This window comes from Bradyrhizobium sp. CB2312, from assembly GCF_029714425.1.
GTDB lineage: Bacteria > Pseudomonadota > Alphaproteobacteria > Rhizobiales > Xanthobacteraceae > Bradyrhizobium.
In genome coordinates, this window is sequence record NZ_CP121668.1 from 2,474,735 (window position 1) to 2,500,053 (window position 25,319).

At 65.1% G+C, this 25,319-nt stretch carries 22 protein-coding genes; 19 read left to right on the top strand and 3 right to left on the bottom strand.

All coding sequences use genetic code 11. From position 1 onward, the window contains the following. The first annotated feature begins 116 nt into the window (after nucleotides 1-116). Nucleotides 117-770 (top strand): TetR/AcrR family transcriptional regulator, encoded by a 654-nt coding sequence (locus QA642_RS11730; protein WP_283084806.1) that lies wholly within the window; start codon nucleotides 117-119, stop codon nucleotides 768-770. A 264-nt stretch (nucleotides 771-1,034) separates the two neighbouring features. Next, a complete protein-coding gene (locus tag QA642_RS11735; RefSeq protein WP_283084807.1) occupies nucleotides 1,035-2,747 on the top strand; it encodes a sulfatase-like hydrolase/transferase in 1,713 nt (570 codons plus the stop codon). 148 nt (nucleotides 2,748-2,895) lie between these two features. On the opposite strand, the gene QA642_RS11740 is transcribed toward QA642_RS11735, so the two are convergent. Both QA642_RS11740 and QA642_RS11745 read right to left on the bottom strand, forming a co-directional pair. After that, nucleotides 2,896-4,455, bottom strand: a complete 1,560-nt coding sequence (locus tag QA642_RS11740; RefSeq protein ID WP_283084808.1) for a glycine betaine ABC transporter substrate-binding protein — start codon at nucleotides 4,453-4,455, stop codon at nucleotides 2,896-2,898. Next, nucleotides 4,452-5,234 carry an ABC transporter ATP-binding protein gene (locus tag QA642_RS11745; RefSeq protein WP_283084809.1) on the bottom strand — a complete coding sequence of 261 codons (783 nt, stop codon included), beginning with the start codon at nucleotides 5,232-5,234 and terminating at the stop codon, nucleotides 4,452-4,454. Before QA642_RS11745 ends, QA642_RS11740 begins: the two co-directional genes overlap by 4 nt. Nucleotides 5,235-5,509: 275 nt before the next feature. Between QA642_RS11745 and QA642_RS11750 the strand changes: the two genes are divergently transcribed. The 6 genes from QA642_RS11750 to QA642_RS11775 all read left to right on the top strand — a co-directional run bounded on the left by QA642_RS11750 (nucleotide 5,510) and on the right by QA642_RS11775 (nucleotide 10,560). Then, complete coding sequence (locus tag QA642_RS11750) at nucleotides 5,510-6,328, top strand: ABC transporter ATP-binding protein (protein WP_092212534.1); 819 nt, start codon at nucleotides 5,510-5,512, stop codon at nucleotides 6,326-6,328. Then, the gene (locus tag QA642_RS11755; RefSeq protein ID WP_283084810.1) at nucleotides 6,328-7,113 is read left to right on the top strand and encodes an ABC transporter permease; all 786 of its coding nucleotides are present in this window, start codon (nucleotides 6,328-6,330) and stop codon (nucleotides 7,111-7,113) included. Before QA642_RS11750 ends, QA642_RS11755 begins: the two co-directional genes overlap by 1 nt. A 216-nt stretch (nucleotides 7,114-7,329) precedes the next feature. After that, complete coding sequence (locus QA642_RS11760) at nucleotides 7,330-7,752, top strand: DUF305 domain-containing protein (RefSeq protein WP_283086859.1); 423 nt, start codon at nucleotides 7,330-7,332, stop codon at nucleotides 7,750-7,752. 9 nt (nucleotides 7,753-7,761) lie between these two features. Then, complete coding sequence (locus tag QA642_RS11765) at nucleotides 7,762-9,231, top strand: YncE family protein (protein ID WP_283084811.1); 1,470 nt, start codon at nucleotides 7,762-7,764, stop codon at nucleotides 9,229-9,231. 40 nt (nucleotides 9,232-9,271) lie between these two features. After that, a complete protein-coding gene (locus QA642_RS11770; RefSeq protein WP_283084812.1) occupies nucleotides 9,272-9,790 on the top strand; it encodes a sigma-70 family RNA polymerase sigma factor in 519 nt (172 codons plus the stop codon). Continuing rightward, nucleotides 9,787-10,560: an anti-sigma factor gene (locus QA642_RS11775; protein ID WP_283084813.1), complete on the top strand. Its 774-nt coding sequence runs from the start codon at nucleotides 9,787-9,789 to the stop codon at nucleotides 10,558-10,560. The genes QA642_RS11770 and QA642_RS11775 overlap by 4 nt, the downstream gene beginning before the upstream one ends. 73 nt (nucleotides 10,561-10,633) lie before the next feature. Here the strand turns inward: QA642_RS11775 and QA642_RS11780 are convergent, their stop codons facing one another. Then, on the bottom strand, nucleotides 10,634-11,083 hold the full coding sequence (locus QA642_RS11780; protein WP_283084814.1) for a cupin domain-containing protein: 450 nt from the start codon (nucleotides 11,081-11,083) through the stop codon (nucleotides 10,634-10,636). A gap of 136 nt (nucleotides 11,084-11,219) precedes the next feature. Here QA642_RS11780 and QA642_RS11785 point away from each other — a divergent pair, with 136 nt between their 5' ends. The 11 genes from QA642_RS11785 to QA642_RS11835 all read left to right on the top strand — a co-directional run bounded on the left by QA642_RS11785 (nucleotide 11,220) and on the right by QA642_RS11835 (nucleotide 25,115). Then, the gene (locus QA642_RS11785) at nucleotides 11,220-12,245 is read left to right on the top strand and encodes an ABC transporter substrate-binding protein (protein WP_283084815.1); all 1,026 of its coding nucleotides are present in this window, start codon (nucleotides 11,220-11,222) and stop codon (nucleotides 12,243-12,245) included. Nucleotides 12,246-12,274: 29 nt separating this feature from the next. Beyond that, on the top strand, nucleotides 12,275-12,979 hold the full coding sequence (locus QA642_RS11790) for an NUDIX hydrolase (protein WP_283084816.1): 705 nt from the start codon (nucleotides 12,275-12,277) through the stop codon (nucleotides 12,977-12,979). Between the two features lie 95 nt (nucleotides 12,980-13,074). Beyond that, nucleotides 13,075-14,385: an ABC transporter substrate-binding protein gene (locus QA642_RS11795; protein ID WP_283084817.1), complete on the top strand. Its 1,311-nt coding sequence runs from the start codon at nucleotides 13,075-13,077 to the stop codon at nucleotides 14,383-14,385. 30 nt (nucleotides 14,386-14,415) lie between these two features. Next, nucleotides 14,416-15,186, top strand: a complete 771-nt coding sequence (locus QA642_RS11800) for an ABC transporter ATP-binding protein (protein ID WP_283084818.1) — start codon at nucleotides 14,416-14,418, stop codon at nucleotides 15,184-15,186. Beyond that, nucleotides 15,186-15,890, top strand: a complete 705-nt coding sequence (locus QA642_RS11805) for an ABC transporter ATP-binding protein (protein WP_283084819.1) — start codon at nucleotides 15,186-15,188, stop codon at nucleotides 15,888-15,890. Before QA642_RS11800 ends, QA642_RS11805 begins: the two co-directional genes overlap by 1 nt. A 5-nt stretch (nucleotides 15,891-15,895) precedes the next feature. Continuing rightward, nucleotides 15,896-16,777, top strand: coding sequence for a branched-chain amino acid ABC transporter permease (locus QA642_RS11810; RefSeq protein WP_283084820.1), 882 nt, complete (start codon nucleotides 15,896-15,898; stop codon nucleotides 16,775-16,777). Beyond that, the gene (locus QA642_RS11815; RefSeq protein WP_283084821.1) at nucleotides 16,774-17,793 is read left to right on the top strand and encodes a branched-chain amino acid ABC transporter permease; all 1,020 of its coding nucleotides are present in this window, start codon (nucleotides 16,774-16,776) and stop codon (nucleotides 17,791-17,793) included. Before QA642_RS11810 ends, QA642_RS11815 begins: the two co-directional genes overlap by 4 nt. Beyond that, entirely contained in the window at nucleotides 17,753-18,673 is a 921-nt protein-coding gene (locus QA642_RS11820; protein ID WP_283084822.1) for a polyphosphate kinase 2 family protein, read from the top strand. Before QA642_RS11815 ends, QA642_RS11820 begins: the two co-directional genes overlap by 41 nt. A gap of 1,012 nt (nucleotides 18,674-19,685) precedes the next feature. Further along, nucleotides 19,686-22,019, top strand: coding sequence for a mechanosensitive ion channel domain-containing protein (locus tag QA642_RS11825; protein WP_283084823.1), 2,334 nt, complete (start codon nucleotides 19,686-19,688; stop codon nucleotides 22,017-22,019). A gap of 91 nt (nucleotides 22,020-22,110) precedes the next feature. Next, complete coding sequence (locus tag QA642_RS11830) at nucleotides 22,111-23,109, top strand: tripartite tricarboxylate transporter substrate-binding protein (protein ID WP_283084824.1); 999 nt, start codon at nucleotides 22,111-22,113, stop codon at nucleotides 23,107-23,109. 353 nt (nucleotides 23,110-23,462) lie between these two features. Beyond that, a complete protein-coding gene (locus tag QA642_RS11835; protein WP_283084825.1) occupies nucleotides 23,463-25,115 on the top strand; it encodes an NAD-dependent malic enzyme in 1,653 nt (550 codons plus the stop codon). Nucleotides 25,116-25,319 lie beyond the last annotated feature (204 nt).

A 25,319-nucleotide genomic window follows, 5' to 3' on the forward strand; every position in this document is an offset into this window, starting at 1 on the left:
ATGCTAAAGCGCGATGAGATCAGGATGATTCGTCATCGCGCTTTAGGTTATTGTTTGAGCATGACCTTTTCGGAAAACCGCTGCGCACTTTTCCGGATCATGCTCTAGGAAGCGCCATGCCCGCCCGACAGCCGTCCAAACCGCGTGCCCGCCGCAACAGCGCTGAAGCCCGGCCCTATCATCACGGCGACCTCCGCCGCGTACTGATCGATGCCGCGTTGCAACTGGCAGAAGAGGGGGCCGAGGTCTCGGTGCGCGAGGCTGCGCGCCGTGCCGCGGTGTCGCCGGGGGCGCCATTCCGGCACTTCCCGAACCGCGATGCCCTCATGGCGGCGGTGGCCGAGGAGGCGCAGCGGCGCTTTCGCGCCGAGATCGAGGTGGCGCTGGGCGAGGCGCCGGCCGCCGATCCGCTCGGCCGCTTCCGCGCCTTCGGCCTTGCCTATCTGCGCTGGGCGATGCGCAACCCCGCGCATTTCGAGATCATCTCCACCGGGCGCTATTTCGCCCATGGCAGCTCCAAGGAGCTGACCCGCGACAATGCCGAGCTGATCGCGCTGACCGAGCAGATGCTGGCTGACGCCGCTAGCCAAGGCCTCCTGCGGTCGGCCGACCTCAAGCGCATCCAGATCGCCGGCCGCGCCCTGGTCTATGGCTTCGCCCGCATGAATCTGGACGGCCACTTTCCGCGCTGGGGCGTGGCGGCGGGCGAGGTCGACCGGATGGCGGAAGCGGTGATCGACCTGTTCATCGCCGGGATCGCGAAGGCCTAGCCATCCGACCCTCATGGTGGAGGAGGCGCGCGGGCTCCTCAGGGTGAGGGCGGTGTTGAATGAGATGCGCCGAAGCGTGCGGCACATTCGCGCGTTGCTAACATTAAGCGAAGGTCGGACGCCGGATCGCGTTGCCTGCCCGTGACGGTTCCGTTACAGTTTTGTGACACGGTGCAGGCTTCCGGCTGCGCCGGACGCCGCAGCCGTTGGGGCCGGCTCGACGGCTTGGCATCACCGCACCGGACCAGAAGTTGCGTGTCGTCGATGGCGTCCGCGCCCAATCCAGGTCCTTCTGCCGCCACCGCCGTGCTGGCGAGCGTCGCCGCGCTCGGCATCTGGCGGCTGCTCGCGGTCGCGGTGCCGCATCTCGCCGCGCTGGCGCTGATGTACGAGACCGAGACCGATTTCGGCTCGCGTCTCTCCTTCGCGCTGGCCTGGGGCATCCTCAACTTCTTCTGGATCACGCTGCTGCGGCGGCCGGCGCTGTCGGGCGCGCTGTCGCTGACCATGGTCGTCGTGCTGGTGCTACTGTCGCGCCTCAAGCACGACGTGGTGCAGATGACGGTCAACTTCATCGACCTGATGATGATCGACCGCGACACCGTCGCGTTCCTGTTCACGATCTTCCCGAACCTGCGCTGGTCGGTGATCGGGGCCGGCCTCGTCACGCTGCCGCTGATGTACGCGCTGTGGTGGCTCGATCCGTTCCGGATCCGGCGCCTGCCCGCGCTCGCCTGCAAGCTCGCCTGTCTTGCCGCGCTGGTCGGCTATTCGCTCTATCATCCTGATGAGGCCTGGCGCGGCTATTACGACGACGGCTATCTCTCGAAGTTCTTCCGCTCCGGCGTCGCCGCGGTCTCCGATTTCGCGCAATACGGCTTCATGGAGTCGGCGGCCTCGACCAATGAGCGGCTCAACATGCCGCTGGTCGATGCCTGCCATCCCGCCGGCCGCCGGCCGAACATCATCATGATCCATGATGAATCGAGCTTCGACATCCGCGCCGCTGATGGCATCAAGGTGCCGGTAGGTTATGGCAGCCATTTCAAGTCCTGGGACGGCAGGCAGCGCACCTTCCTAGCGGAAAGCAATGGCGGGCCGAGCTGGTTCACCGAATACAACGTGCTCGCGGGACTCTCCTCGCGTTCGTTCGGCCGCTTCGCCTATTTCGTGACGCGCATCGCCTCGAACCGCGTCGAGCGCGGCCTGCCGCTGGCGCTGCGCCGCTGCGGCTACGATACGATGTCGCTCTATCCCGCCCATGGCGGCTTCATGGGCGCGCGCAGCTTTCAGCTGACGACCGGCGTCGAGCGCTTCCTCGACGCGAAGGACCTCGGCGCCAGGGATGTCGAGCCCGACAGCTTCTTCTATGACAAGGCGCTGCAGCTGATGGGCCAGCAGCCGCCGAACAAGCCGCTGTTCACCTTCATCTATCTCGGCGCCAATCATTTCCCCTGGGAGACGCGCTACCGTCCGGACCTGCTGCCGAGCTGGCGTGCGCCGGGCAATGTGCCGTCCATCGACGAATATCTGCGCCGCCAGGCGATGAGCGCCGAGCAGTACAAGGCGTTCGTCGCGGGGCTGAAGAAGAACTTTCCGGGCGAGCCGTTCCTGATCGTGCGCTATGGCGATCATCAGCCGGAATTCGCGCCGAACCTGCTCGAGCCCGGGCTCGACGAGGGCGCGATCGGCAAGAAGCTCGACGCCTACGATCCGCGCCTCTACGCGACTTATTACGCGATCGATGCCGTCAATTTCGCGCCGGTCAAAACCGAGGCCGTGATGGACACGGTCGACGGCCCCTATCTGCCGCTGGTGATCCAGGAGGCCGCCGGCATCCCGCTCGATCCGTCCTTCGCCGAACAGAAGCAGATCATGCTCCGCTGCAAGGGCATCTTCTACGGCTGCAAGGACGGCGCTGAGGCGCGGCGGTTGAATCGGCTGCTGATCAATGCCGGGATGATCCGGGGGCTGTGAGGACCGGCATCCAGAATCGTAGAGATCGTAGGGTGGGCAAAGCGACTTGTCCGCCGTAGCTCGGAGAGCGAAGGCGGAAGCGTGCCCACCATTCCGTTGTGGTGGGCACGGCGCTTACGCGCCTTTGCCCACCCTACGAAATGCTAGCTTAACGTTCACCCACCTTCCCCCACAGCCACTTCGCCACCGCATCCGGCGATGAATTCGCATCATTGCCGCTGGCGCGCAGGTTTGCCTCGCGCATGGTGGCGATGTCGATCTTGCCGAGCAACGGCTTGAGCGCGGCCTGCAATTTCTCATCGCCGGCGCGCTTTGGCGCCAGCAGCAGGATCGCGTCGTAAGGCGGGATCGCGTGCCGGGGATCGTCGAGCACGACAAGATCGTATTTCGCGATCAGCCCGTCGCTGGTGTAGCCGGCGATCACGTCGACCTCGCCGCTGGCGACCGCCGCATACATGAAGTCCGGCTGCATCTGGCGCTGGGCGCGGAACGAGAGGCCATAGGCCTTTTGCAGGGCGGCCCATTCGGGCCGTGAGAAGAACTCGTAGTCGCCGGCCATCGACATCGCCGGCGCGTGTGCGGCGAGATCGGCGATGCTGCGGATGTGAAGCGCCTCGGCGCGCTTCCTCGGCATCACCAGCGCATAGGCATTCTCGAAGCCGAGCTCGCCGAGCAGGGTGATGTTGTGCTTGGCGAGCGCCGTCTTCAGGTCAGCCAGCAGTTCCGCGCGGGGCTTGATGTCGGTGCGGTGCAGCTGATTGGCCCAGAGCGTCCCGGAATAGTCGACATAGAGGTCGATGTCGCCGGCCTTCAGCGCCTCGAAGATTACGCTGGAGCCGAGGCCCGACCGCGCAGTGGCGGAGAGACCTGCCGCCTGGAGGCGGTCGCGGAGCAGGGCCGACAGCACATATTGCTCGGCAAAGGTCTTGGCGCCGACGACATAGTTTTGCGGCGAGCGCGCCATCGTCGGCACCAGCGTCGTGGCGACCAGCGCCGCAATTCCAATACCGCCGAGCGCGGTGCGCACGCGGCGGCGCCGGCGCAAGCCGCTTTCGATCAGGCCGAGCAGCTGATCGACGGCGAGCGCCAGCAGTGCCGAGGCAAGGCAGCCGAACAGCACGAACACCCAGTTTTGGGTCTGAAGCCCGGCAAAGATGAAATTGCCGAGGCTGGTCTGCCCGATCGGTGTCGAGAGCGTCGCGGTGCCGATCACCCACACCGCGGCGGTGCGGATGCCCGCCATCATCACCGGCAGTGCCAGCGGCAGTTCGACCATGACGAGCGACTGCCGCGCGGTCATGCCGACACCCTTGGCAGCCTCGATCAGCGCCGGATCGATACCGTTGAGGCCGGTGATGCCGTTGCGCAGCACCGGCAGCATCGAATAGAGCGCCAGCGCCAGCATCGCCGGCAGGAAGCCGAACGCGGAGAAGGAGACGCCGAACCAGGAGAGCGTGACCGAGGCAGCTAGCAGCAGCAGCGGATAGAACAGTGCAAGCAGCGCCAGCCCCGGTACCGTCTGCACGACGCTGGCGAGCGCGAGCAGGACCGCGCGCGGCGCCGGGCTGTTGCGCGTGAGAATCGCCAGCGGCAGACTGACCGCGAGACCGAGCGCCAGCGCGGCGAGGCTCACCCGCACATGGTTGCCGAGATAGTCGGGCAAATGCGCCAGCGCCTCGCCCCAGCGCGGATCATTGAGGAGGCTCATGCCGCACCGCTCTGCGGCAGCAGCGCGTTCAGCCGCTCGACCTGGCGCCGCGGCGTGCGCAGCAGCTCCAGCACATAGGCGTCGCTGCTCTTGGACAGCTCCGCCGGTGTGCCCTGCGCCAGCAGCTTGCCGCCGCGCATCACCGCGATGCGGTCGGCCAGCAGGATGGCCTCGGTCATGTCGTGCGTGATCATGACGGTGGTCAGGCCGAGCTTCTTGTGCAGCGCGCGATAGTCGTCACCGAGCGCATCGCGGGTGAGGGGATCGAGCGCGCCGAACGGCTCGTCCATCAACACGATGCGCGGGCGCGCCGCCAGCGCCCGCGCCACTCCGACGCGCTGCCGCTGACCGCCCGAGAGCGCTTCGGGGAGGCGGTCGCGATGGGCGCTGCGGTCGAGCTGCACGAGCTCGAGCAGCTCGTCGACCCGCACCGCGATATCCGCCGCTGGCGCGCCCAGCAATCTTGGCGTGATCCCGATATTGTCGGCGACGCTCAAATGCGGGAATAGCCCGCCGCTCTGGAAGACATAGCCGATCCGTCGCCGCAGTGCGACCGGATCGACGTTTAGCACGTCCTCGCCTTCGACCGTGATGGTGCCGGCATCGGCCTCGATCAGCCGGTTGGCGAGCCGCAGCAACGTGGTCTTGCCCGAGCCCGAGCCGCCGACGATGGCCACGAACTCGCCCTCGTCAATGTCGAGCGAGACGTCATCCACGGCCTTGAGCAGGCCAAAGCTCTTGGTGACGTGGGCGTAGCTGATGGCCAGCTTGGAAGGCATTCGACGCGGCTCGCTCTTCCTTACCCTCCCCTGGAGGGGGAGGGTCGCTCGCGCGCAGCGCGGGCGGGGTGGGGTGATCTCTCAACGCGGGCGGTGTTGGACGTGGAGGGACCGTCACCCCACCCCGGTCCGCATTCCGCTTCGCTTCATGCGCACCGACCCCCCTCCAGGGGAGGGTAAGAGCACGGCAAGAGCCCATGCGTAGCACGCTTGGCGGCTTGATTGAACTTGGCGGCGCGAGCGGCTAAGGCATCGGATCAAGTTGGAGGGAACACATGACAACGCCCACGGCAGTGGCGCTGGAAGATGCCAAGGTTGCGTTCCGGCTCGGGGACGGGCGGGTCTATACGGCGGTGGAGAAGGCGCATCTTACGGTGGCACAGGGCGAGTTCGTTGCCATCGTCGGCCCGACCGGCTGCGGGAAATCGACGCTGCTCAACGTCGCGGCCGGTCTGCTCAAGCCTGCCGCCGGCAACGTCAAGATTTTCGACCGGCCGCTGGCAGGGCTGAACCGGGATGCCGGCTACCTGTTCCAGGCCGATGCGCTGTTCCCCTGGAAGACCGCGCTCGACAATGTCGCGATTGGGCTCGAGATCAAAGGCACGCCGCGTGCCGAGGCGCTGCCGCGGGCGCAGAAATGGCTGACCTCGGTTGGTCTTGGCGCCTTCGCCGGCCGCTATCCGCACATGCTCTCCGGCGGCCAGCGCAAGCGCGTGGCACTGGCCCAGGTGCTGATCCGCGATCCAAAGATCCTGCTGATGGACGAGCCGTTCGGGCCGCTCGATGCGCAGACCCGCCAGGTGATGGGCAATCTGCTGCTCGACCTCTGGAACGCCGACCGCAAGGCCGTGCTGTTCGTCACCCATGATCTCGAAGAGGCGATCGCGCTCGCCGATCGCGTGGTGATCATGTCGGCCGGGCCGTCCTCGCGGATCATCGGCGACTGGCGCGTGAGCCTGCCGCGCCCGCGTGATATCTTCGAGGTGCGGCTCGACAAGGAGTTCCACGCCCTCCATCGCGAGATCTGGAGCGTGCTGAAGGACGAGGTGATGAAGGGTTACGCGCAATCCACTCACGCGGCGGAGGCGGTCTGATGTCGCGCCCGACGCTGTTTGCGCTGCAAGTCCTGGTCGCGGTCGTCTGCATCGTGCTGTGGCAGGTGCTGTCGACCGTTCCCGTGTTCGGCAAGATCCTGCTGCCGCCGTTCTTCTTCTCCAACCCGTTCGACGTCTTCAGCCAGATCGTGAAATGGTTCGCCTCCGGCGTGATATGGAAGCATCTCGGCATCACGCTCGCCGAGTCCATCCTCGCCTTCGTGATCGGATCGCTCGGTGGCGTTCTTGTCGGCTTCTGGTTCGCGCGCCAGCCGATCGTCGCCGCGGTGTTCGATCCCTACGTGAAGATGGTCAACGCGTTGCCGCGCGTCGTGCTCGCGCCGATCTTCGCGCTGTGGCTCGGCCTCGGCATCTGGTCCAAGGTCGCGCTCGGCGTGACGCTGGTGTTCTTCATCGTCTTCTTCAACGTCTATCAGGGCGTCAAGGAGGTCAGCCGCACCGTCCTCGATAACGGCCGCATGCTCGGCATGAGCGAGCGGCAGCTGATGCAGCACGTCTATTGGCCCTCGGCACTGTCCTGGATGTTCTCCTCGCTGCACACCTCGGTCGGCTTCGCCGTGGTCGGCGCTGTCGTCGGCGAATATCTGGGATCGGCGGCGGGGCTCGGCTATCTCATCCAGCAGGCCGAGGGCGTGTTCGACGTCGCCGGCGTCTTCGCCGGCATGTTCGTGCTGTCGGTCTTCGTCATCCTGATCGATTTCGGGGTGACGCTGGTTGAGCGCAGGCTGCTGGTGTGGCGGCCGACGGTGGACGGGCGCGGCTGAACCGCCTCGTTTGGCCGCTGACATTTATGTGATTGGCCGGCCGGAATAGAACGCGCGCCCACGCGTCAAACCCCCATGCAACCACCCGCATGGGAGTTTTCGATGCCATCCTCACAGTTTCGCCGCGCCTTAGCAACGCTCGCAGGCAGATGTCGATGGCCCCGGCCGGGCCTCGGCACGGCGTTGCTTGCCGCGCGCATTTTGGTCGCATTCGCGATGCCTCCGCTCGCGTTCGCGCATGAAGCCCATCCAGCCGCCCCGCCGGCCGCGCAAAGTGCGGAAGAACGGGCGTTCCTGGAAGAAAACGAAGCCGCCATGACCAAGATGATGAACGACATGGCGGTCAAGCCGACCGGTGATGTCGACCGCGACTTCGTCGCGATGATGAACCCGCATCATCAGGGCGCGATCGACATGGCGGTGATCGAACTGCGCTACGGCAAGAACGAGCAGTTGCGGCGCATCGCCCAGGAAATCATCGTCGACCAGATGCAGGAGATCGCGGCCATGAAGCTCGCCATTGGCGAGCCTGCCACGGACACCACACCTGCTCCGACCCAGTCGGCACCCGTTCCCGTCGCTGCCGGCCATCATCATCCGGGCATGCAGATGGACATGTCCAATGGAATGAAGAAGTAGGAGCCGCAGATGTCCATGTCACGAAGCAATATGATGAAGAGCATCTTCCTGGCCGCCACCATGCTCGCCACGGACTCTGCCGCATGGGCAGGGCAGGCGCCCGGCGCACTGTCCGCCCCCGATATTCCGGTCAGCCACCACGACCGCGTCTACGCCGCGGAACAGTTCTCGAACACCGTCTCAGTCACCGACCCCGTCGACAACAAGCTGCTTGGCGTGATCCGGCTGGGCGACCCGCAGCCCGGCAGTTTCAGCCCGCTCTACAAGGGGCAGGTGCTGGTGCACGGCATGGGCTTCTCGCCCGATCACAAGACGCTCGCCGTCGTGTCGATCGGCTCGAATTCGGTGACGTTCATCGACACCGCGACCAACGGGGTCAAGCACATCACCTATGTCGGACGATCGCCGCACGAGGCGTTCTTCACCCCCGACGGCAAGGAGGTCTGGGTCACCGTGCGCGGCGAGAACTATATCTCCGTCATCGACCCCGTCAGCTTCAAGGAGAAGACCCGCATCACGACGCCGAACGGGCCGGGCATGCAGATCTTCTCACCAGACGGCAAGTACGGCTACATCTGCTCGTCGTTCAATCCCGAGACCGACGTCGTCGCGGTGGCCGAGCACAAGATCATCGCCAAGGTGAAGCAGGAAAGCCCGTTCTGCCCGAACATCGCGGCGACGCCGGATGGAAGCCAGGTCTGGTTCACGCTGAAGGACGTCGGCCGTACGCAGGTGTTCAATGCCAAGCCCCCGTTCAACGCGATCAAGACGATCGACACCGGTCCGATCACCAATCACGTCAACTTCGCGCATACCGCCAAGGGAACGTTCGCCTATGTCACCATCGGCGGCCTGAACGAAGTGAAGGTGTTCCGCACCGACGACTTCTCGCTTGTCGCCACGATCCCGGTTGGCAATCTGCCGCACGGTGTCTGGCCGTCCGGCGACGGCACCAGGATCTATGTGGGACTTGAGAACGCCGATGCGCTGGTGGCCATCGACACGGCGACCAACACGGTGGTCGGGAACGTTCCGATCGGCCAGGCGCCGCAGGCGATCGCGTATGTTCCAAATGCTGCGCCCAACCCCGATGACCGCGAGAATCTTCAGGCACTCGGCGTTGCCGGCCAGGTGGCTCACCTGTCGCTCGCCTCGAAAGATGGTACAAAGGACGGCAAGGCGCCGACCAGCGTGTCGCTGTTCGACCAAGGCCTGATTCAGATCTTGCAGGCGTCGGTGACGGGACTGCAGCCCAAGCAGAAATATGTGCTCGCGCTGGCGGAGCATGGCGACGGAAGTGGACCGTTGCAGCCGCTGGCGGCGTTCATGACCAATCCGGCCGGATCCGCTATCGTCAATGCGGCCGGCCCGATCCGACAGATCGTCGATCAGTCTGCCGCAGCCGCAAAGCGCTACCTGGTGATTGCTGCGGGCGATGCGGCCGCGCCCGGCGAGGCCGTTCAGATCGAGGTGCAATGACCTCGGCCAAAGCAGCAACGAAGAGGTGACGGAGCGCGTCATGAAGGACATGCTGGTTCAGGTCGAACCGCTGATCCCTGCGCTTCGTCGCTATGCGCGTGCGCTCGTGCGCGAGCGCGCGGCGGCTGACGATCTGGTCCAGGATTGCCTGGAGCGTGCCGTCAGCCGCTGGCATCAACGGCGCGACGGCAGCGTGCGTGCCTGGCTGTTCACCATCCTCCACAATCTGGCGGTCAGCCAATTTCGCCAGGCCACAGCACGAGGCAGGCATATGCCGATCGACGATGCAGGCGAGCAGGAGCTCGTCAGTGCGGCGGCGCAGGAGCAGAGGCTGATCTATCAGGATGTCCTGAGCAAGCTTGCAAAGCTCCCGGACGAGCAGCGGGCCGTGCTGTTGCTCGTCGCGGTCGAAGATCTCTCCTATGCGGCCGCTGCGGCAGTTCTCAACGTCCCGGTCGGTACGGTAATGTCACGCCTGTCGCGCGCGCGGGAGAGGCTGCAGCAGGAGATGGATGGCGTTGCACCGGGGAATGTCGTGGCATTGCGGAGCTTGAAATGAACCAGCGGCCGATCACGGAAGACGATCTGCACGCCTATGTGGACCAGGTGCTCGAGCCCGAGCGTCGCGCGGAGGTCGTATCCTATCTCGATGATCATCCGGATGTCGCCAGTCGCGTTGCCGCCTTCGCCACCCAGCGCGAGCAGTTGCGTGGCGCGCTGGCGTCGATCGCCGACGAGCCGCTGCCGGCGGAGTTGAACCTGTCGCACATCATCGAGGGCCGGAAGCGGCGTCCGCTCCGGCTATGGGGCGCGATCGCGGCGATGTTGCTGCTCGGCATCGGCGGTCTCGGCGGATGGACCATGCGCAGCGTGTTGCAGGATGGTTCGAGCGGACTGTCCGCATTGGCGCAGGAGGCAGCCTATACTTATGGCGTTTACGCACCGGATCGCGTACGGCCGGTCGAGATACGTGCGTCCGACAGCGCCGAGCTCGTACGATGGGCGTCCAACAGGCTGAAGCAGCCGGTCAAGGTGCCGGACCTCTCCGTCTCCGGTTATCGGCTGATGGGTGGCCGCGTCGTCGCGACCTCGCATGGCCCGGCTGCGATGTTCATGTACGACGACGATCGCGGCGACCGTCTCGTCGTGCTGACGCGCCCGATGAGCAACCGCAATCTGGATACGCCGATGATGCCGCAATCAACCGGCGATGTTGCGGGCTTCGTGTGGGCGGAGAGCGGCATGGGTTACACGCTCGTCGGCCAGCTTCCGGGGGACACCCTCAAGCCAATCGCGAGCGAGATCCGCAAGCAGGCGCGCCCGATCTAGCACCGGACTTGACGAAACGGGCCCGCACGGCAGTGCGAGCCCGGACACTCAACCACGCTCCGTTTTCGCGGCATCAATCCAGCAGCTTGGTATCATCGGGCGCCTGCGGCGGCGTCTTGATCGCGATGGCCTTGACCTGGCCGCTGATCGGCTTGGTGCCGCCATGCGCGGTTCCCTTCGGGATGATGACGAGGTCGCCGGGCTTCACCGTGACCTCCTTGTCGCCGAGCCAGATCGTCCCAGTGCCGTCCAGGATGTACTGGATCTCGTTGGTGTTGGGATGCATGTGCTTGGGCACGTTGCCGACCTGGATCGAGATCGTGGCGCCGTCGGCGCTCGCGAACATCTTCGAGCGGAAGCCGACATTGTTGGCGGGCCCGAGCGCATCGCCCTCCATCTCGCCGGTATGGATGATCTGCGCGGTGACGTTGTCGGCGGCGAGCGCCGGCCGGAGCAGCTGGTTTGCGCCGCATCCGGCGGCAAAGGCGGCGGCGAGCGACAGGCCGGCAGCAAGACGATTCATGGTGATCCTCCCCATCAAGACTTGTTGTTGTGGGCGCATGCTATTGCGCCGAAAGGCCGATGGCCAGAGCCCTGAGTTGCGCTTCTCAAGCCGGGTGCACTGCATTATGGTGCCGCCAGCCGAACGGAGGAAACCAATGAAGAATACGATTGCCAGGCTGGCCGGCGCGCTGCTCGCGCTGACGCTCACCACCGGATTTGCCGCGGCGCAAAGCAAGGTCACTATCGCGGTCGGCGGCGGCGCCTGCCTGTGCTATCTGCCGACGGTGCTGGCCAAGCAGCTTGGCGAATACGAGAAGGCCGGCCTCAATGTCGAACTGGTCGACCTCAAGGGCGGCTCGGACGCGCTCAAGGCCGTGCTCGGCGGCAGCGCCGACGTGGTCTCCGGCTATTTCGACCATTGCGTCAACCTCGCCGCCAAGAAGCAGGAGCTTCTGTCTTTCGTGGTCTATGACCGCTATCCCGGCCTCGTGCTGGTGGTCGCGCCGTCGCGTACCAATGACATCAAGTCGGTCAAGGACCTCGCCGGCAAGAAGGTCGGCGTCAGCGCGCCCGGCTCCTCCACCGACTTCTTCCTGAAATACATGCTCAAGAAAAACGGGCTCGATCCCACCAGCGCCGCCGTGATCGGCGTCGGCCTCGGCGCCACCGCGGTCGCCGCGATGGAGCAGGGCCAGATCGACGCGGCCGTGATGCTCGATCCCTCCGTCACCGTGCTCCAGGGCAGCCACAAGGATCTGCGCATCCTCTCCGACACCCGCACCCAGAAGGACACGCTCGAGACGTTCGGCGGCGAATATCCGGGCGGCGCGCTGTACTCGACCGCGGCCTGGGTCAACGGCCACGAGAAGGAGACGCAGGCGCTCACCAATGCGATGCTGGCGACGCTCGCCTGGATCCATTCGCATTCGCCCGAGGAAATCATGGCGAAGATGCCGGACGAGATGGTCGGCAAGAACAAGGACCTCTATCTCGCCGCGCTGAAGAACACGATCCCGATGTTCTCCGAAACCGGCAAGATGGACCCGAAGGGCGCCGACGCCGTGCTCGCGGTGTTCAGCGTCGGCTCGCCGGAAGTCGCCAATGCCAAGATCGACGTCAGCAAGACCTTTACCAACAAGTTCGTGGACCAGGCCAAGAAGACCACGGGGAGTGCCAAATAACTGACGCGAACGCGCTGTAATCAGCTGTCATGACGTCACCAGCCATTCATCGCGTCGCGACGCTCGATCTTGCCGTGCGGCCCGTGGTCTGGCCGTTCGCGGAGGAGCGCCGCGTCGAGATCGCGGCGCATTTCGCCGAGAAGCAGCGCGAGCGCCCGAAGATCTGGAACGGCCGCATCCTGCTCGGCCGCGATCCCGTGTTCTCGGACGGCGGTTTCGCCGCGACCTATTCCGAAGTGGATTTCGCAAGCTTCCTCGCCTGGCGCGACTGGGGATTTCCCGACCCTACCGTGTTCAACGGTTTCGGCATGGGGGCGCTGCGCGCATCCGACGGCGCTTTCATCATGGGCGAAATGGCGCCCCACACCGCCAATGCAGGCCGCATCTATTTCCCCTCGGGCACACCCGATCCGGGCGACGTCAGGGACGGCAGGCTCGATATTCCCGGCAGCGTCGTCCGCGAGCTCAAGGAGGAGACCGGGCTCACGGCCGACGACTATCGGGCCGAAGCGGATTGGCACTGTGTCGTCTCCGGTCGCGCGATTGCAATGATCAAGGTGCTCAACCTGGATATGCCGGGCGACGTCGCCCGGGCCCGGATCGAAGCCAATCTCGCGCGCGAGGCCGAGCCGGAGCTGTCGGCAATCCATCTCGTGCGCGGGATGGATGATCTCACGCCGACCATGCCGCGATTTGTCACGGCCTTTGTCGCGCAGCAGTTCGCATCGCGCTGATGCGCGAGGCTTGACATCGCTGCGCGCAGCCCATGTGATGGGCCAAAAAGCAAAAGCAACAAGAATGCAATGCACAATCGTCCAGGGAGGTTTAGATGCGCCTGCGCATGGCTGCCCGCTTGGTACGTGGGCTGTTGGTCGCGATAGCAGCGACGGGCTTGGCGGCGTCCGCTGAGGCTCAAGAGAAGAAGATCAAGATCGGCGTGATTTTCGACCTGACCGGGCCTCTCGCGGGTGGCGGGTCCGAGCTCGAATATATCGGCACCAAGATCATTCTGGACCAGTTCGGCAAGACCGGCGTCGAGGGCTACAAGATCGAGGCGGTCTATGCCGACGCGCAGAGCAAGCCCGACGTCGCCATCAACGAATCCGTCCGCCTGCTCGAGCAGGAGAAGGTCGACCTGGTGCTTGGCTTCTTCTCTTCGGCGCAATGCGTGCCGGTGGCCGCCCGCGTCGAGCAGCTCAAGAAGTTCATGTGGATGACGACCTGCATCTCGTCCGCCGTGTTCAACGAGAAGAACTACAAATACGTGTTCCGCCCGCAGGCGAGCGGCGACCAGTTCGGCATGATGACGATGGACTTCGTCGCGCAGAACGCCAAGGAGAAGTTCGGCAAGGAGCCGAAGGATCTGCGCGTCGCCATCATCCACGAGGACGGCTCCTATGGCGTCGATGTCTCCAAAGGCAACGAGGCCGGCGCGAAGAAGGCCGGTTTCAACGTCGTGCTGAAGGAAGGCTATTCGGCGACCGCACCCGATCTCTCCGCGCTGGTGACCAAGCTCAAGCGCGCCAAGCCGGACGTGATCTTCCACACCGGCTACAACCCCGACATCACGCTGCTGCTGCGCCAGGCCCGCGAGCAGGGCCTGAAATTCGGCGCCCTGGTCGGGCATGGCGCCGGCTACGGCGTCTATGAGAAGCTCAAGGAGGGCATGGGCGCGGACGCCAACTACATCTTCAACACCGACCCGATCTCGATCTGGCTCGCCAACCAGAAGACGATGGACCCGAAGCTCGCGCCCGTCATCAAGATGGTCGGTGAGGAATTCGACAAGATCAAGCCCGGCGTCGCAATCCGCTCCGCCCATGTCGGCATCGGCGCGTCCAACACCTACGTCTTCATGAACGACGTGCTGCCGCGTGCGATCAAGAAATATGGCGGGGTCGATCCGGAAGCGTTGCGCAAGGCCGCGCTCGACACCGACATCCCCGAGGGCGGCACCATGCTCGGCTTCGGCGTCAAGTTCTACGGCGAGGGCACGCCGATGGCGGGGCAGAACGAGCGCTCCTTCCCGGTCGTGATCCAGTACATCGACGACAAATCCTCAGTGGTGTGGCCCAAGAGCCAGGCGCAGCGCGACGCCGTGCTGCCGCTGCCGAAGGGCACCACCTACAGCAACCAGTAGCGCAATACTTTTGACAAGGAGAGCGGGGCGGTGCTGGAGGTCAACGGACTGGTGAAGCGGTTCGGCGGCTTCACCGCCGTCAACAACGTGTCGTTCAAGGTCGAGCAGGGCGAGATCCTCGGCCTGATCGGCCCCAACGGCTCGGGCAAGAGCACGATCTTCAACATGCTCTCCGGCACGCTGGCGCCGACCTCAGGCTCGATCCTGTTCGGCGGTTCCGAGATCGCGGGCCTCGCGCCGCACCGGATCATCAACAGCGGCATCGGCCGCACCTTCCAGATTCCGCGCCCGTTCCGCCGCCTGACCATTTTCGAGAATGTCGCGCTCGCCGGTTTCTACGGCCAGGGCCGCCATAGCCGCGCCAGGGCGGAGGAGGCGGCCGAGCGATCACTCGCCATGGTCGGCCTGCCGACCGATCGACACGCCAGCGTCGATGGCCTCGGCGCCGCCGGCCTCAAGAAGCTCGAGCTCGCAAAAGCACTCGCCACCGCGCCAAAGCTGCTGCTCGCCGACGAGAGCCTCGGCGGTCTCGACGAGGCCGAGATGGACCAGGCCGCCGACATGCTGCGCAACATCCGCGACGAGCTCGGCATCACAATCATCTGGGTCGAGCACATCATGGGCGTCCTGATGCGCGTCGTCGACCGCGTCATGGTGCTCGACCACGGCGAGAAGATCTCGGAAGGCCTGCCGAGCGCGGTCGCCGGCGATCCGCGCGTCATCGAGGTCTATCTCGGCACCGATGCCGAGACCACGCAGGCCGCGGCCGCCGAAGCGCGCCGCCGCGCGGGAGGGCAGTGATGCTGGAACTCCGCGGCGTCAATGCCGGCTATGGCACGTTCCAGGCGCTGTTCGACGTCGATCTCGACGTCAGGGCAGGCGAGGCCGTCGGCGTCATCGGCCCCAACGGGGCCGGCAAGACGACGTTGATGCGCGTCATCTCCGGGCTGATCCGTCCCACGCGCGGATCGATCAGGATGGAGGGTGTCGACGTCGTCGCAACGCCGCCGCACAAGATCGTCAGCCTCGGCATTGCGCATGTGCCGGAGAACCGGCGGCTGTTTCCCCAGCTCACGGTCGATGACAACCTCAAGATGGGCGCCTTCATGAAGGAGGCGCGCGGCCATTATGCCGAGCGGCTCGAGGTCGTGTTCGACCTGTTTCCGCGCCTCAAGGAGCGCCGCCATCAGATGGCCGGCACCATGTCCGGCGGCGAGCAGCAGATGTGTGCGATCGGCCGCGCGATGATGTCCAATCCAAAGCTGCTGCTGCTCGACGAGCCGTCGGCGGGCCTGGCACCGGTCGTGGTGCAGCAGGTGTTCGAGCTGGTGAAGCGGATCCGCGCCAGCGGGCTGACGGTGCTGATCGTGGAGCAGAACGTGCAGCAGGTGCTGAAGGTGGTCGATCGCGCCTATCTGATCGAGGCGGGCACGATCAGGGCCTCCGGCACCTCGGCCGAGATGCTGGCGAGCGACACGGTCAAGGAAGCGTATCTCGGGGTGTGATGGGCATGCAGGCGTTCCTCGATATTTTCGACATCTACCTGCTGGAGGCCGTGATCAACGGCATCCTGCTCGGCGGCGTGCTGGCGCTGCTCGCGCTCGGGCTCAATTTGATCTTCGGCGTCATCGACGTGACCTGGATCTGCTACGCTGAGCTCGTGATGATCGGCATGTACGCCATGTACTTCATGGTGCAGTATTACGGCGTCAGCTATTTCGTCGCGGCGCCGCTCACGATCCTCTTGGTCGCGCTGCTCGGCGCCGCGCTGCATTACCTCGTGATCGCGCCGCTGCTCACGGCGCCACCGATCAACCAGCTGCTCGCGACCGGCGGCGTGCTGTTCGTGCTGCAGAGCTTTGCCACCGTTGCCTTCGGCATCGACTTCCGCAATCTCGGCATCCGCCTGCCGGTGCTCGCCTTCGGCGACATGAACTTCAGCTACGCACGGCTGCTCTCGTTCCTCGCGGCGCTGGTCGGCATGGTCGCGGTCTATCTGTTCATGACGCGCACCTTCACCGGCACCGCGATCCGCGCCATCTCGCAGGATCGGCAGATCATGGCGCTGATGGGCGTCGACACCAGGCGGATCTATCTCATCACCTCCGCGCTCGGCGGCGCACTGGCTGGGCTCGCCGCCTGCCTGCTGGTGCTGCAGTATGACGTGCATCCCTTCGTCGGCCTCTCCTTTGGGCCGATCACCTTCCTGATCTGCGTGCTCGGGGGCCTCGGCAATTTCATCGGCGGCTTCATCGCCGCCTTCCTGTTCGCCGAGATCATCTCGCTCGGCGGCCTGTTCTCCGATCTCGAATGGGGCTATGTGCTCGCCTTCGCCTTCTTCATCGTCATGATGTTCATCCGGCCCGCGGGCCTGCTGGCGAGGCGCCGATGACGCGGCAGGGGCGTCTCGCCGCGTGGGGGATCGGACTGGCGGCGCTGGTCGCGCTGCCGTTCGTCTATCGCGATCCCTATCATCTGCACATCCTGGTGCTGATCCTCATCTGGTCGTTCGCCTACACCTCCTGGTCGATGATGGGGCGGTTCGGCCTCGTCTCGCTCGGCCATGGCGGCTTCATGGGCATCGGCGCCTATGTCACCGCGCTCCTGTGGAATCATCTGGGACTGTCGCCCTGGATCGGCATTCCCATCAGCATGGTCGCGGCCGGCGCGCTGGCGCTGGTCGTCGGCTATCCCTGTTTCCGCTTCCGCATCACCGGGCACTATTTCGTGCTGGTGACGCTGGCGCTGTCGGGCATCGTGCTCCAGGTCATCACCGCGACGCGTGACTATACCGGCGGCTCGCTCGGCTATACGCCGAACCGGGCCTCCGGCAACAAGCTGCTGGCGCTGCAATTCGACGACAAGACCACCTGGTACCTGATCGCGCTCGCGGTCTGGCTGTTCGGCATCGTGGCCTGGCACTGGATCGACCGCAGCATGGCGCGCTATGCGCTGGAGGCGATCTCGGAGGACGAGGACGCCGCGGCCGCGGCCGGCGTCAACGTCACCGCGGAGAAGCTGAAGATCACGTTGCTCAGCGCGCTGATGACCGCGCTCGCCGGCGCGATCTACTGCCAGTACCAGATGTTCATCACGCCCGACACGGTCAGCGGCATCGCGGTGTCGCTCCAGATGGTGTTCGCCGCCATCGTCGGCGGCCTGTTCGTCTCGCTCGGCCCGACCTTCGGCGCGATCATCACGATCCTGCTGGCCGAGACCCTGCGGATCGGCTTCGGCACCAAGGCGGTCGGCTGGGACAATCTCGTCTACGGCGTGCTGCTCGTGCTCTTCATCATATTCCTTCCCAAGGGTATCCTTGGTAGCTTGCTCGACCGATTGAAGCCCCAACGCAAGGTGCCCCGCGCTCATGAGCAAGAAGCCGTCCAGATCGCTCGCCCAGGAACTTGACCGCTACATCACGCCCTTCCGTTACGACGGATCGGGCAAGTTTCACCTCAAGGACTACAAGACCAACGAGAGGGGCGATCTCGACAAGGAGAAGGCGCAGGAGATCCTCGACGCCAACAAGAAGCGGCTGGTCGAATTCCAGGAGAAGCTCTACGCCCAGGACCGCTGGTCGCTGCTGATCGTGTTCCAGGCCATGGACGCGGCCGGCAAGGACAGCGCGATCAAGGCGATCTTCGAGGGCATCAATCCGCAAGGTTGCGAGGTCACGGCCTTCAAGGCGCCGAGCAGCAAGGAGCTCGACCACGATTTCCTCTGGCGCCACGCCGTCGCGCTGCCCGAGCGTGGCCATATCGGCATCTTCAATCGCTCGCATTACGAGGAATGCCTGGTGACGCGCGTGCACCCGGAGATTCTCGCCAAGGAGAAGCTGCCTCCCAAGCTCGTCACCAAGAACATCTGGAAGGAGCGGTTCGAGGACATCTCCGCCTTCGAGCGTTATCTCGCGCGCAACGGCACCGTGGTGCTGAAGTTCTTCCTCAACCTCTCCAAGGAGGAGCAGCGCGACCGTTTTCTCGACCGGTTGGAGATTCCGTCCAAGCAGTGGAAGTTCTCCATGGACGACATCAAGGAGCGCGCGCTGTGGCCGCGTTACCAGGCGGTCTATCAGGACATCGTCCGCCACACGTCGACGCCGCACGCGCCCTGGTACGTCGTACCGGCCGACCACAAATGGTTCGCGCGCGTCGTGATCGGCTCGGTGATCAATGCCGCGCTCGAAAAGCTCGACCTGCGCTTCCCTCGCGCCGACAAGGCCTCGCTCGAGGAGTTCGAGGCCGTACGCAAGGCGCTGGAGAAGGAGGGGAAGGGAGGAAAGAAGTGACAGTGAACCGGCGGCGCCAGCGCATGCGAGAACAAAAAATCGAAAACAACCCCATGCACAGTAGCCGGTGAGAGTGGAATCAATGGCTTGGCCGACCCTTACGACGTCATTGCTGATTTTACGAAATGAGGTTGACGCGTCGGGCAAAACAGGGGCATGATGTCATCATCGCGCCGCGTGCTTCTCGTTGCAGGCGGCCCCGCTCGTAGCAGTCAGATTCCCGATTTCGTAGGGTGGGCAAAGCGAAAGCGTGCCCGCCGTTCTTCATGGCGAGAGGTGGTGGGCACGGCGCGAGTGCGCCTTTGCCCACCCTACGATTGCGGTGCAAGCCGATCGTTCGTCGCCTCGCTCTCGCAGTAGCGCTCGCCGCTAATGTTGCGGCCAAGGAACTCGCGCTAAAAGTGATCCCTTGCGTCATTGATCCTGCTTGACAGTTTTGTGGCACGGGAGGAGCATCCTCATGGTCGCAAACAAGCGACGCCCAACGTCCACATCAGAGCAAGGGGAGGTCTATGACACCACCTCCGCAAATCCAGCCGCGTTAATTGCGATGGAGCTCGTTCGGACTATCGCATAGCGGCGAAAACCGCGAACGGCACGCCGGGACAAGGTTTAGCGGGCTGCATCAGTGAGGCAAGGCCCCTACCGTCCCGGCGCTGTATTCGATAGCGCCTTGATAGCATAGCGCGCTGAACGCAGCGGATGGCCGACGAGGCCGACCGGCAAGTTTGACATCCTGTTTTCTCTCTCCTCCTCCTCGCCGTCATTCCGGGCCGACTCCCGGAATGACGGAAGAGGTTTGGCGCGTCTCTCAGAGCGATGCCGGCCCACAGCCCGCGCGGAAGCTCGCAGTTCCCATTCCTGCACTGCGGCAAATGCCAAGAGAATGTCGCCACATTGGCCAACTTCCGACACAGGGCCGGGGCGAATAACGGTGATCCGACATGACGCAGTGCTTCGGCGGTGACGATGCCGACTCCGCCGGCGCATTCATTTTTTCCAGGGAATCATCGTGTCGCATAAGCTTGCCCCGGCGCTCCTTGCCGCTCTGTTCCTCGCGATCTCGTCTTTCTCCGCCGCCCGCGCCGAGCCGGCCGCTCCAGCCGCGAATCATGCGGCCACCGCGCTGTCGCCTGACGAAGCGAAGCGCGCGCTGGACACGCTCCAGGACGACAAGAAGCGCGCCCAGATGATCGACACGTTGCGCGCGATCGCGAATGCATCCGGCCCGCAGCAGCCCAAGCCCGAGCAGACATCGCCGATCCCGCTCTCGGCGGACGGTCTCGGCGCGCAGCTCCTGCTCACGGTGTCGGAGCAGATCGGCGACATCTCGCGCGAGATCGCCAGCGTGGCGCGGACGCTGACGCATTTCCCGGCGTTCTATTACTGGATCGTCCGCACCGCCAACGATCCCGCCGCCTACAATCTCCTGATCGAGATCGCCTGGAAGCTCGCGCTGGTGCTCGGCTGCGCGCTCGCGGCCGAATGGGTGATCTGCCGCCTGATCCGGCGTCCGGTGGCGTTTCTCGAGGGCCGCGTGCCGCAAACCGCGCGCGTGCCGGTGCAGGCGTTGCCGATCGCCGATCCGCCATCCTCGGTGGCCGATGTGACGCCGGCGCCCGAGTTGCAGAAGCGGCGCCATAGCCTCGCGCGGGTCTGGCAATTGCTGCTGCGGCTGCCCTTCGTGCTCGGCCGGCTTCTGCTCGAGCTGCTGCCGGTGTTCGTCTTCATCGGCGTCGCGACCGCCTTGCTCGGCACCGAGATCGGCGATCCCGTCACCGTCCGCTTCGTGATCCTCGCGGTCGTCAACGCCTATGCGTTCTCGCGTGGGATCATCTGCGTCGTCCGCGCGCTGGCAGGGCCGTTCGGCCTGTTTCCGGTGCGCGCCGAGACTGCGGCCTATATCGAGATCTGGGCGCGCCGCATCGTCGGCGTCGGCGTCTCCGGCATCGCCTTTGCCAATGTGGCGCTGCTGCTCGGCCTGCATCGGGCCGGCTACGCGGCACTGCTGCGCATGGTGATGCTGGTCGTGCATCTCTTCGTCGTCGTGATCATCCTGCAATGCCGCCGCCAGGTCGCCGAAGCCATTCGCGCGCCGGCCGAACGTCAGGGTATCGCCGCGCGCCTGCGCAACCGCATCGCCGCTGGTTGGCACTATCTTGCCATCGCGCTCGATCTCGCATTGTGGGCGGTGTGGGCGCTCAACATCCGCAACGGCTATTCGCTGCTGCTGCAGTATTTCGTCGGCACCATCGTGGTGGCGCTGATCACCCGCGTCGCCATCATGGTGACCTTGAGCCTGATCGATCGCGGCTTCCGCATCAGGCCGGAGATCCTCCAGCGCTTCCCGGGCCTGGAGGTTCGCGCCAACCGCTATTTGCCGCTGCTGCGCAGGATCGTCTCCGGCGTGATCGCCTTCATCGGCTTCGTCGCCGTGCTCGAAGTCTGGGGCGTCGATGCCATCGTCTGGTTCTATGGCGGCCAGATCGGCGGCCGCCTGATCTCGGCCGTGGTGACGATCGGGCTGGCCGTGTTCATCGCGGCGGCAATCTGGGAAGCCAGCAACGCGCTCCTGGACCGCCAGATCAACACGCTGTCCCGCGACGGGCATTATGCCCGCGCGGCGCGGCTGCGCACCTTCCAGCCGATGCTGCGCACCGCGCTGCTGTGCCTGATCGCAACCGTCGTCGGGCTCACCGCGCTGAGCGAGATCGGCGTCAATGTCGCGCCGCTGCTGGCCGGCGCCGGCATCGTCGGCATCGCCATCGGCTTCGGCTCGCAGAAGCTGGTGCAGGATCTCATCACCGGCCTGTTCCTGCTGCTGGAGAACACGGTCCAGGTCGGCGATACCGTGAGCGTCTCGGGTCTCTCGGGCGTCGTCGAGAACGTCTCGATCCGCACCATCCGCCTGCGCGCCGGCGACGGCGCCGTGCACATCGTGCCGTTCAGCGCGGTCACCACCATCACCAATGCCAGTCGCGGCGCCGGCAATGCGTCGGTCAGCGTCAACGTCGCCTACAAGGAGGACACCGACCGCGCCGGCCAGATCCTCAAGGACATCGTCGACGAGATGCGGCGCGAGCCGGAGTTTCGCGCCGCGATCCGCGGCGATCTCGACCTGTGGGGCATCGACAAGGTCGATGGCGCCATGGTGTCGATCGTCGGCCAGATCCGCTGCACCGAGGCCGGCCGCTGGCCGGTCCAGCGCGAGTTCAATCGCCGCATGAAGCTGCGCTTCCAGCAGCACGGCGTCGAGATTGCATCGCCGGTCCAGACCATCTTGATGCAGATCGCGCCGCCGGCGGATAGTGCCGCCAATCTGACGCCGCGGCGGGCGGCTGGATAATTTCTGGGCTTGCCTCGGCCTGCGCGGCAGCGTTCACTCCGGCTCCAGCCCGCTGACAACATGCGGGCGGCAAAAAGAGTGGGAGAGACTGATGCGGGGGCTGTGGGCCGGATTACGCGGTCATGTGATTGTCATCTGCGCGCTGATCGGATGTGCGGCATGGACCGCGCCGGCGCGTGCGCAGCCATTCCCATCGCGTCCCATCACCCTCATCGTGCCGTTCGCGGCGGGCGGCCCGACCGACACACTGGCGCGGATCCTGTCCGAGCGGATCGCGGCCGAGCTGCATACAACGGTCGTGGTCGAAAACGTCGCCGGCGCCTCCGGCAGCATCGCCGGCGCTCGCGTCGCGCGCGCCACGCCTGACGGCACGACCATCACCATCGGCCATTGGGGCACGCATGTGCTCAACGGCGCGATCTTCAAGCTGCCGTACGATCTGCTCGCCGATTTCGAACCAGTCGCGACGATCGCGATGGGCACGCAGCTGATCGTCGGCCGCAAGTCGCTCGAGGCCAACAATCTGAAAGAGATGATCGCGTGGCTGAAAGCCAATCCCGGCAAGGCCACCGCCGGCACGGCCGGCGCGGGCACGGGCGCGCATGTCGCCGGCGTCTTCTTCAAGGACAAGACCGGCACCGACTTCCAGTTCGTGCCCTATCGCGGCGCGGGACCTGCCATGATCGATCTCGTCGCCGGCCAGATCGACATCATGTTCGACCAGGCCTCGAACTCGCTGCCGCAATACAAGAACGGCGCGATCAAGGCTTTTGCGGTGACCTCGCCGACGCGGCTTGCCTCCGCGCCCGATATCCCGACCGTCGACGAGGCGGGCCTGCCCGGTCTCTACATCTCCTACTGGCACGGCATCTGGGCACCGAAGAACACGCCGAAAGATATTGTCACAAAGCTCAACGCGGCGATCGTCACGGTTCTTGCGGAGCCCGCCGTCAAGCAGCGCTTCACTGAGCTCGGGCAGGAGATTCCTCCGCCCGATCAGCAGACGCCCGCGGCGCTCGCAGCCTTCCAGAAGGCCGAGATTGAGAAATGGTGGCCGATCGTGAAGGCCGCCGACATCAAGCCGGAGTAGCGCGGTTGCCGTAAAGTCCTTCGTCTTCCTGATCGTTTGTGAGGTTTTCTCGTCATTCCGGGGCGCGCGTCAGCGCGAGCCCGGAATCCATTGTGCGGCGGTATCTGCGGCTCGATTGATTCCGGGTTCGCGACTTCGTCGCGCCCCGGAATGACGAGAGGAGTGAGCAGGCGTGCCCTCTCAATCCCCTCATAAGGCGCAAGAGCGTCGCCGCCCTAACACCGCGGATCGTTCTCGAAAACCTCGCTGCGGTGCGAGATCACAATCGATGCCGGGATGCCTGCGTCCTTGATCTCGGGTGAGCACTGGCCGACAATGGCCGCCCTTCAATAAGAAACTCCCTGGGGGAATTCGTGAATAGACCTGCTCGGGTCAGCGCCCATTCGACATCATCCGACACCGCGCACGGCATGACGCTTCTGCGCGATCCCTTGCTCAACAAGGGCACCGCCTTCACCGAAGCGGAGCGCGCTGCGCTCGGCCTGCGCGGCCTGTTGCCGCCTTGCGTACTGACGATGGAGACGCAAGCCGAGCGCGTGCTCACCAACCTCCGCACCCTGCCGACGGATCTGGAAAAATACGTCGCGCTGAATGCGCTGCATGACCGCAACGAGGCGCTGTTCTTCCGCGTCGTCGTCGACAATATCGACGAGATCCAGCCGATCATCTACACGCCGACGGTCGGGCTCGCCTGCCAGAAATACGGCCTGATCTTCCAGCGGCCGCGCGGCATGTTCATCTCCTCGCGCGATCGCGGCCAGATCGCGGAGATTCTGAAGAACTGGCCCTATCCCGCAAAACTGATCGTCGTCACCGACGGCGAACGCATCCTCGGCCTCGGCGATCTCGGCGCCAACGGCATGGGCATTCCGGTCGGAAAGCTCTCGCTCTATTCGGCCTGCGCCGGCGTTCACCCCGAGCAATGCCTGCCCATCGTGCTCGACGTCGGCACCAACAACGAAGAGCTCTTGAACGATCCCTATTATATCGGCTTGCGCGAGCGCCGGCTCACGGGCGAGGCCTATGACAGCTTCGTCGACGAGTTCATGCAGGCGGCGCGCAAGACCTTCCCGGGCGTGCTGATCCAGTTCGAGGATTTCGCCAATCACTCGGCGTTCAAGCTGCTGCACAAATACCGGGATGAGGCCTGCGTCTTCAACGACGACATCCAGGGCACCGCGGCGGTGGCGCTCGCGGGCCTGTTCTCGGCGCTGCGCGTCTCCGGCGGCAAGTTGAAGGACCAGCGGATCCTGTTCCTCGGCGCGGGCGAAGCGGCGACCGGCATCGCCGATCTCGTGGTCTCCGCCATGATGGCGGAGGGCGCGTCGGAAGCCGAAGCGCTCCGTCGCAACTGGCTGGTGGATTCCCGCGGCCTGGTCGTTGGCGGTCGTGACGGCTTGCACGGCCACAAGCTGCGCTACGCCCATACGGGCCAAGCGCCGATCGTCGACTTCCTCACCGCGATCAAGACGCTGAAGCCGACGGCGATCATCGGCGTCGCCGCGGTCGGCGGCGCGTTCACGCCCGACGTGCTCAAGGCGATGGCCGCGCTCAACGAGCAGCCGATCGTGTTCGCACTCTCCAACCCGACCTCGAAGGCGGAATGCTCGGCGGAGGATGCCTACCGCTACACCGAGGGCCGCGCGCTGTTCGCCTGCGGCAGTCCGTATGATCCGGTGAAGCTGAGCGGCCGCACCTTCGTGCCGCGTCAGGGCAACAACTCCTACATCTTCCCCGGCGTCGGTCTCGGCGTCATCGCCAGCCGCTCGCGCCTCGTCACCGACGAGATGTTCATGGCCGCCGCCCATACGCTCGCCGACTGCGTCGGCAAGGACGACCTCGCGCAAGGCAGCCTCTACCCGGCGCTGCCCCGCATCCGCGAGGTCTCGGCGCGGATTGCGGCGGCTGTGGCCGATGTCGCCTATCAGCGCGGGCTCGCGGATGGCCCGGCGCCGAACGACGTGAAAGAGCTCGTGCAGTCGCAGATGTACGAGCCGGCGTACTGAACCGCATGCTGCGCCAAGAACGGCGCGGTTAGCGCGGACGTCCCCACATCGTCATGGCCGGGCTTGTCCCGGCCATCCACGCCTTGCCGGGTGGTACGAAGAACGTGGATGCCCGGGACAAGCCCGGGAATGACGGGGCGGCATTCCAGGTGGAATCGCCGTTGTGCCGCGCGGTCGCATATGCGACAATCTGTAGCGTTACAA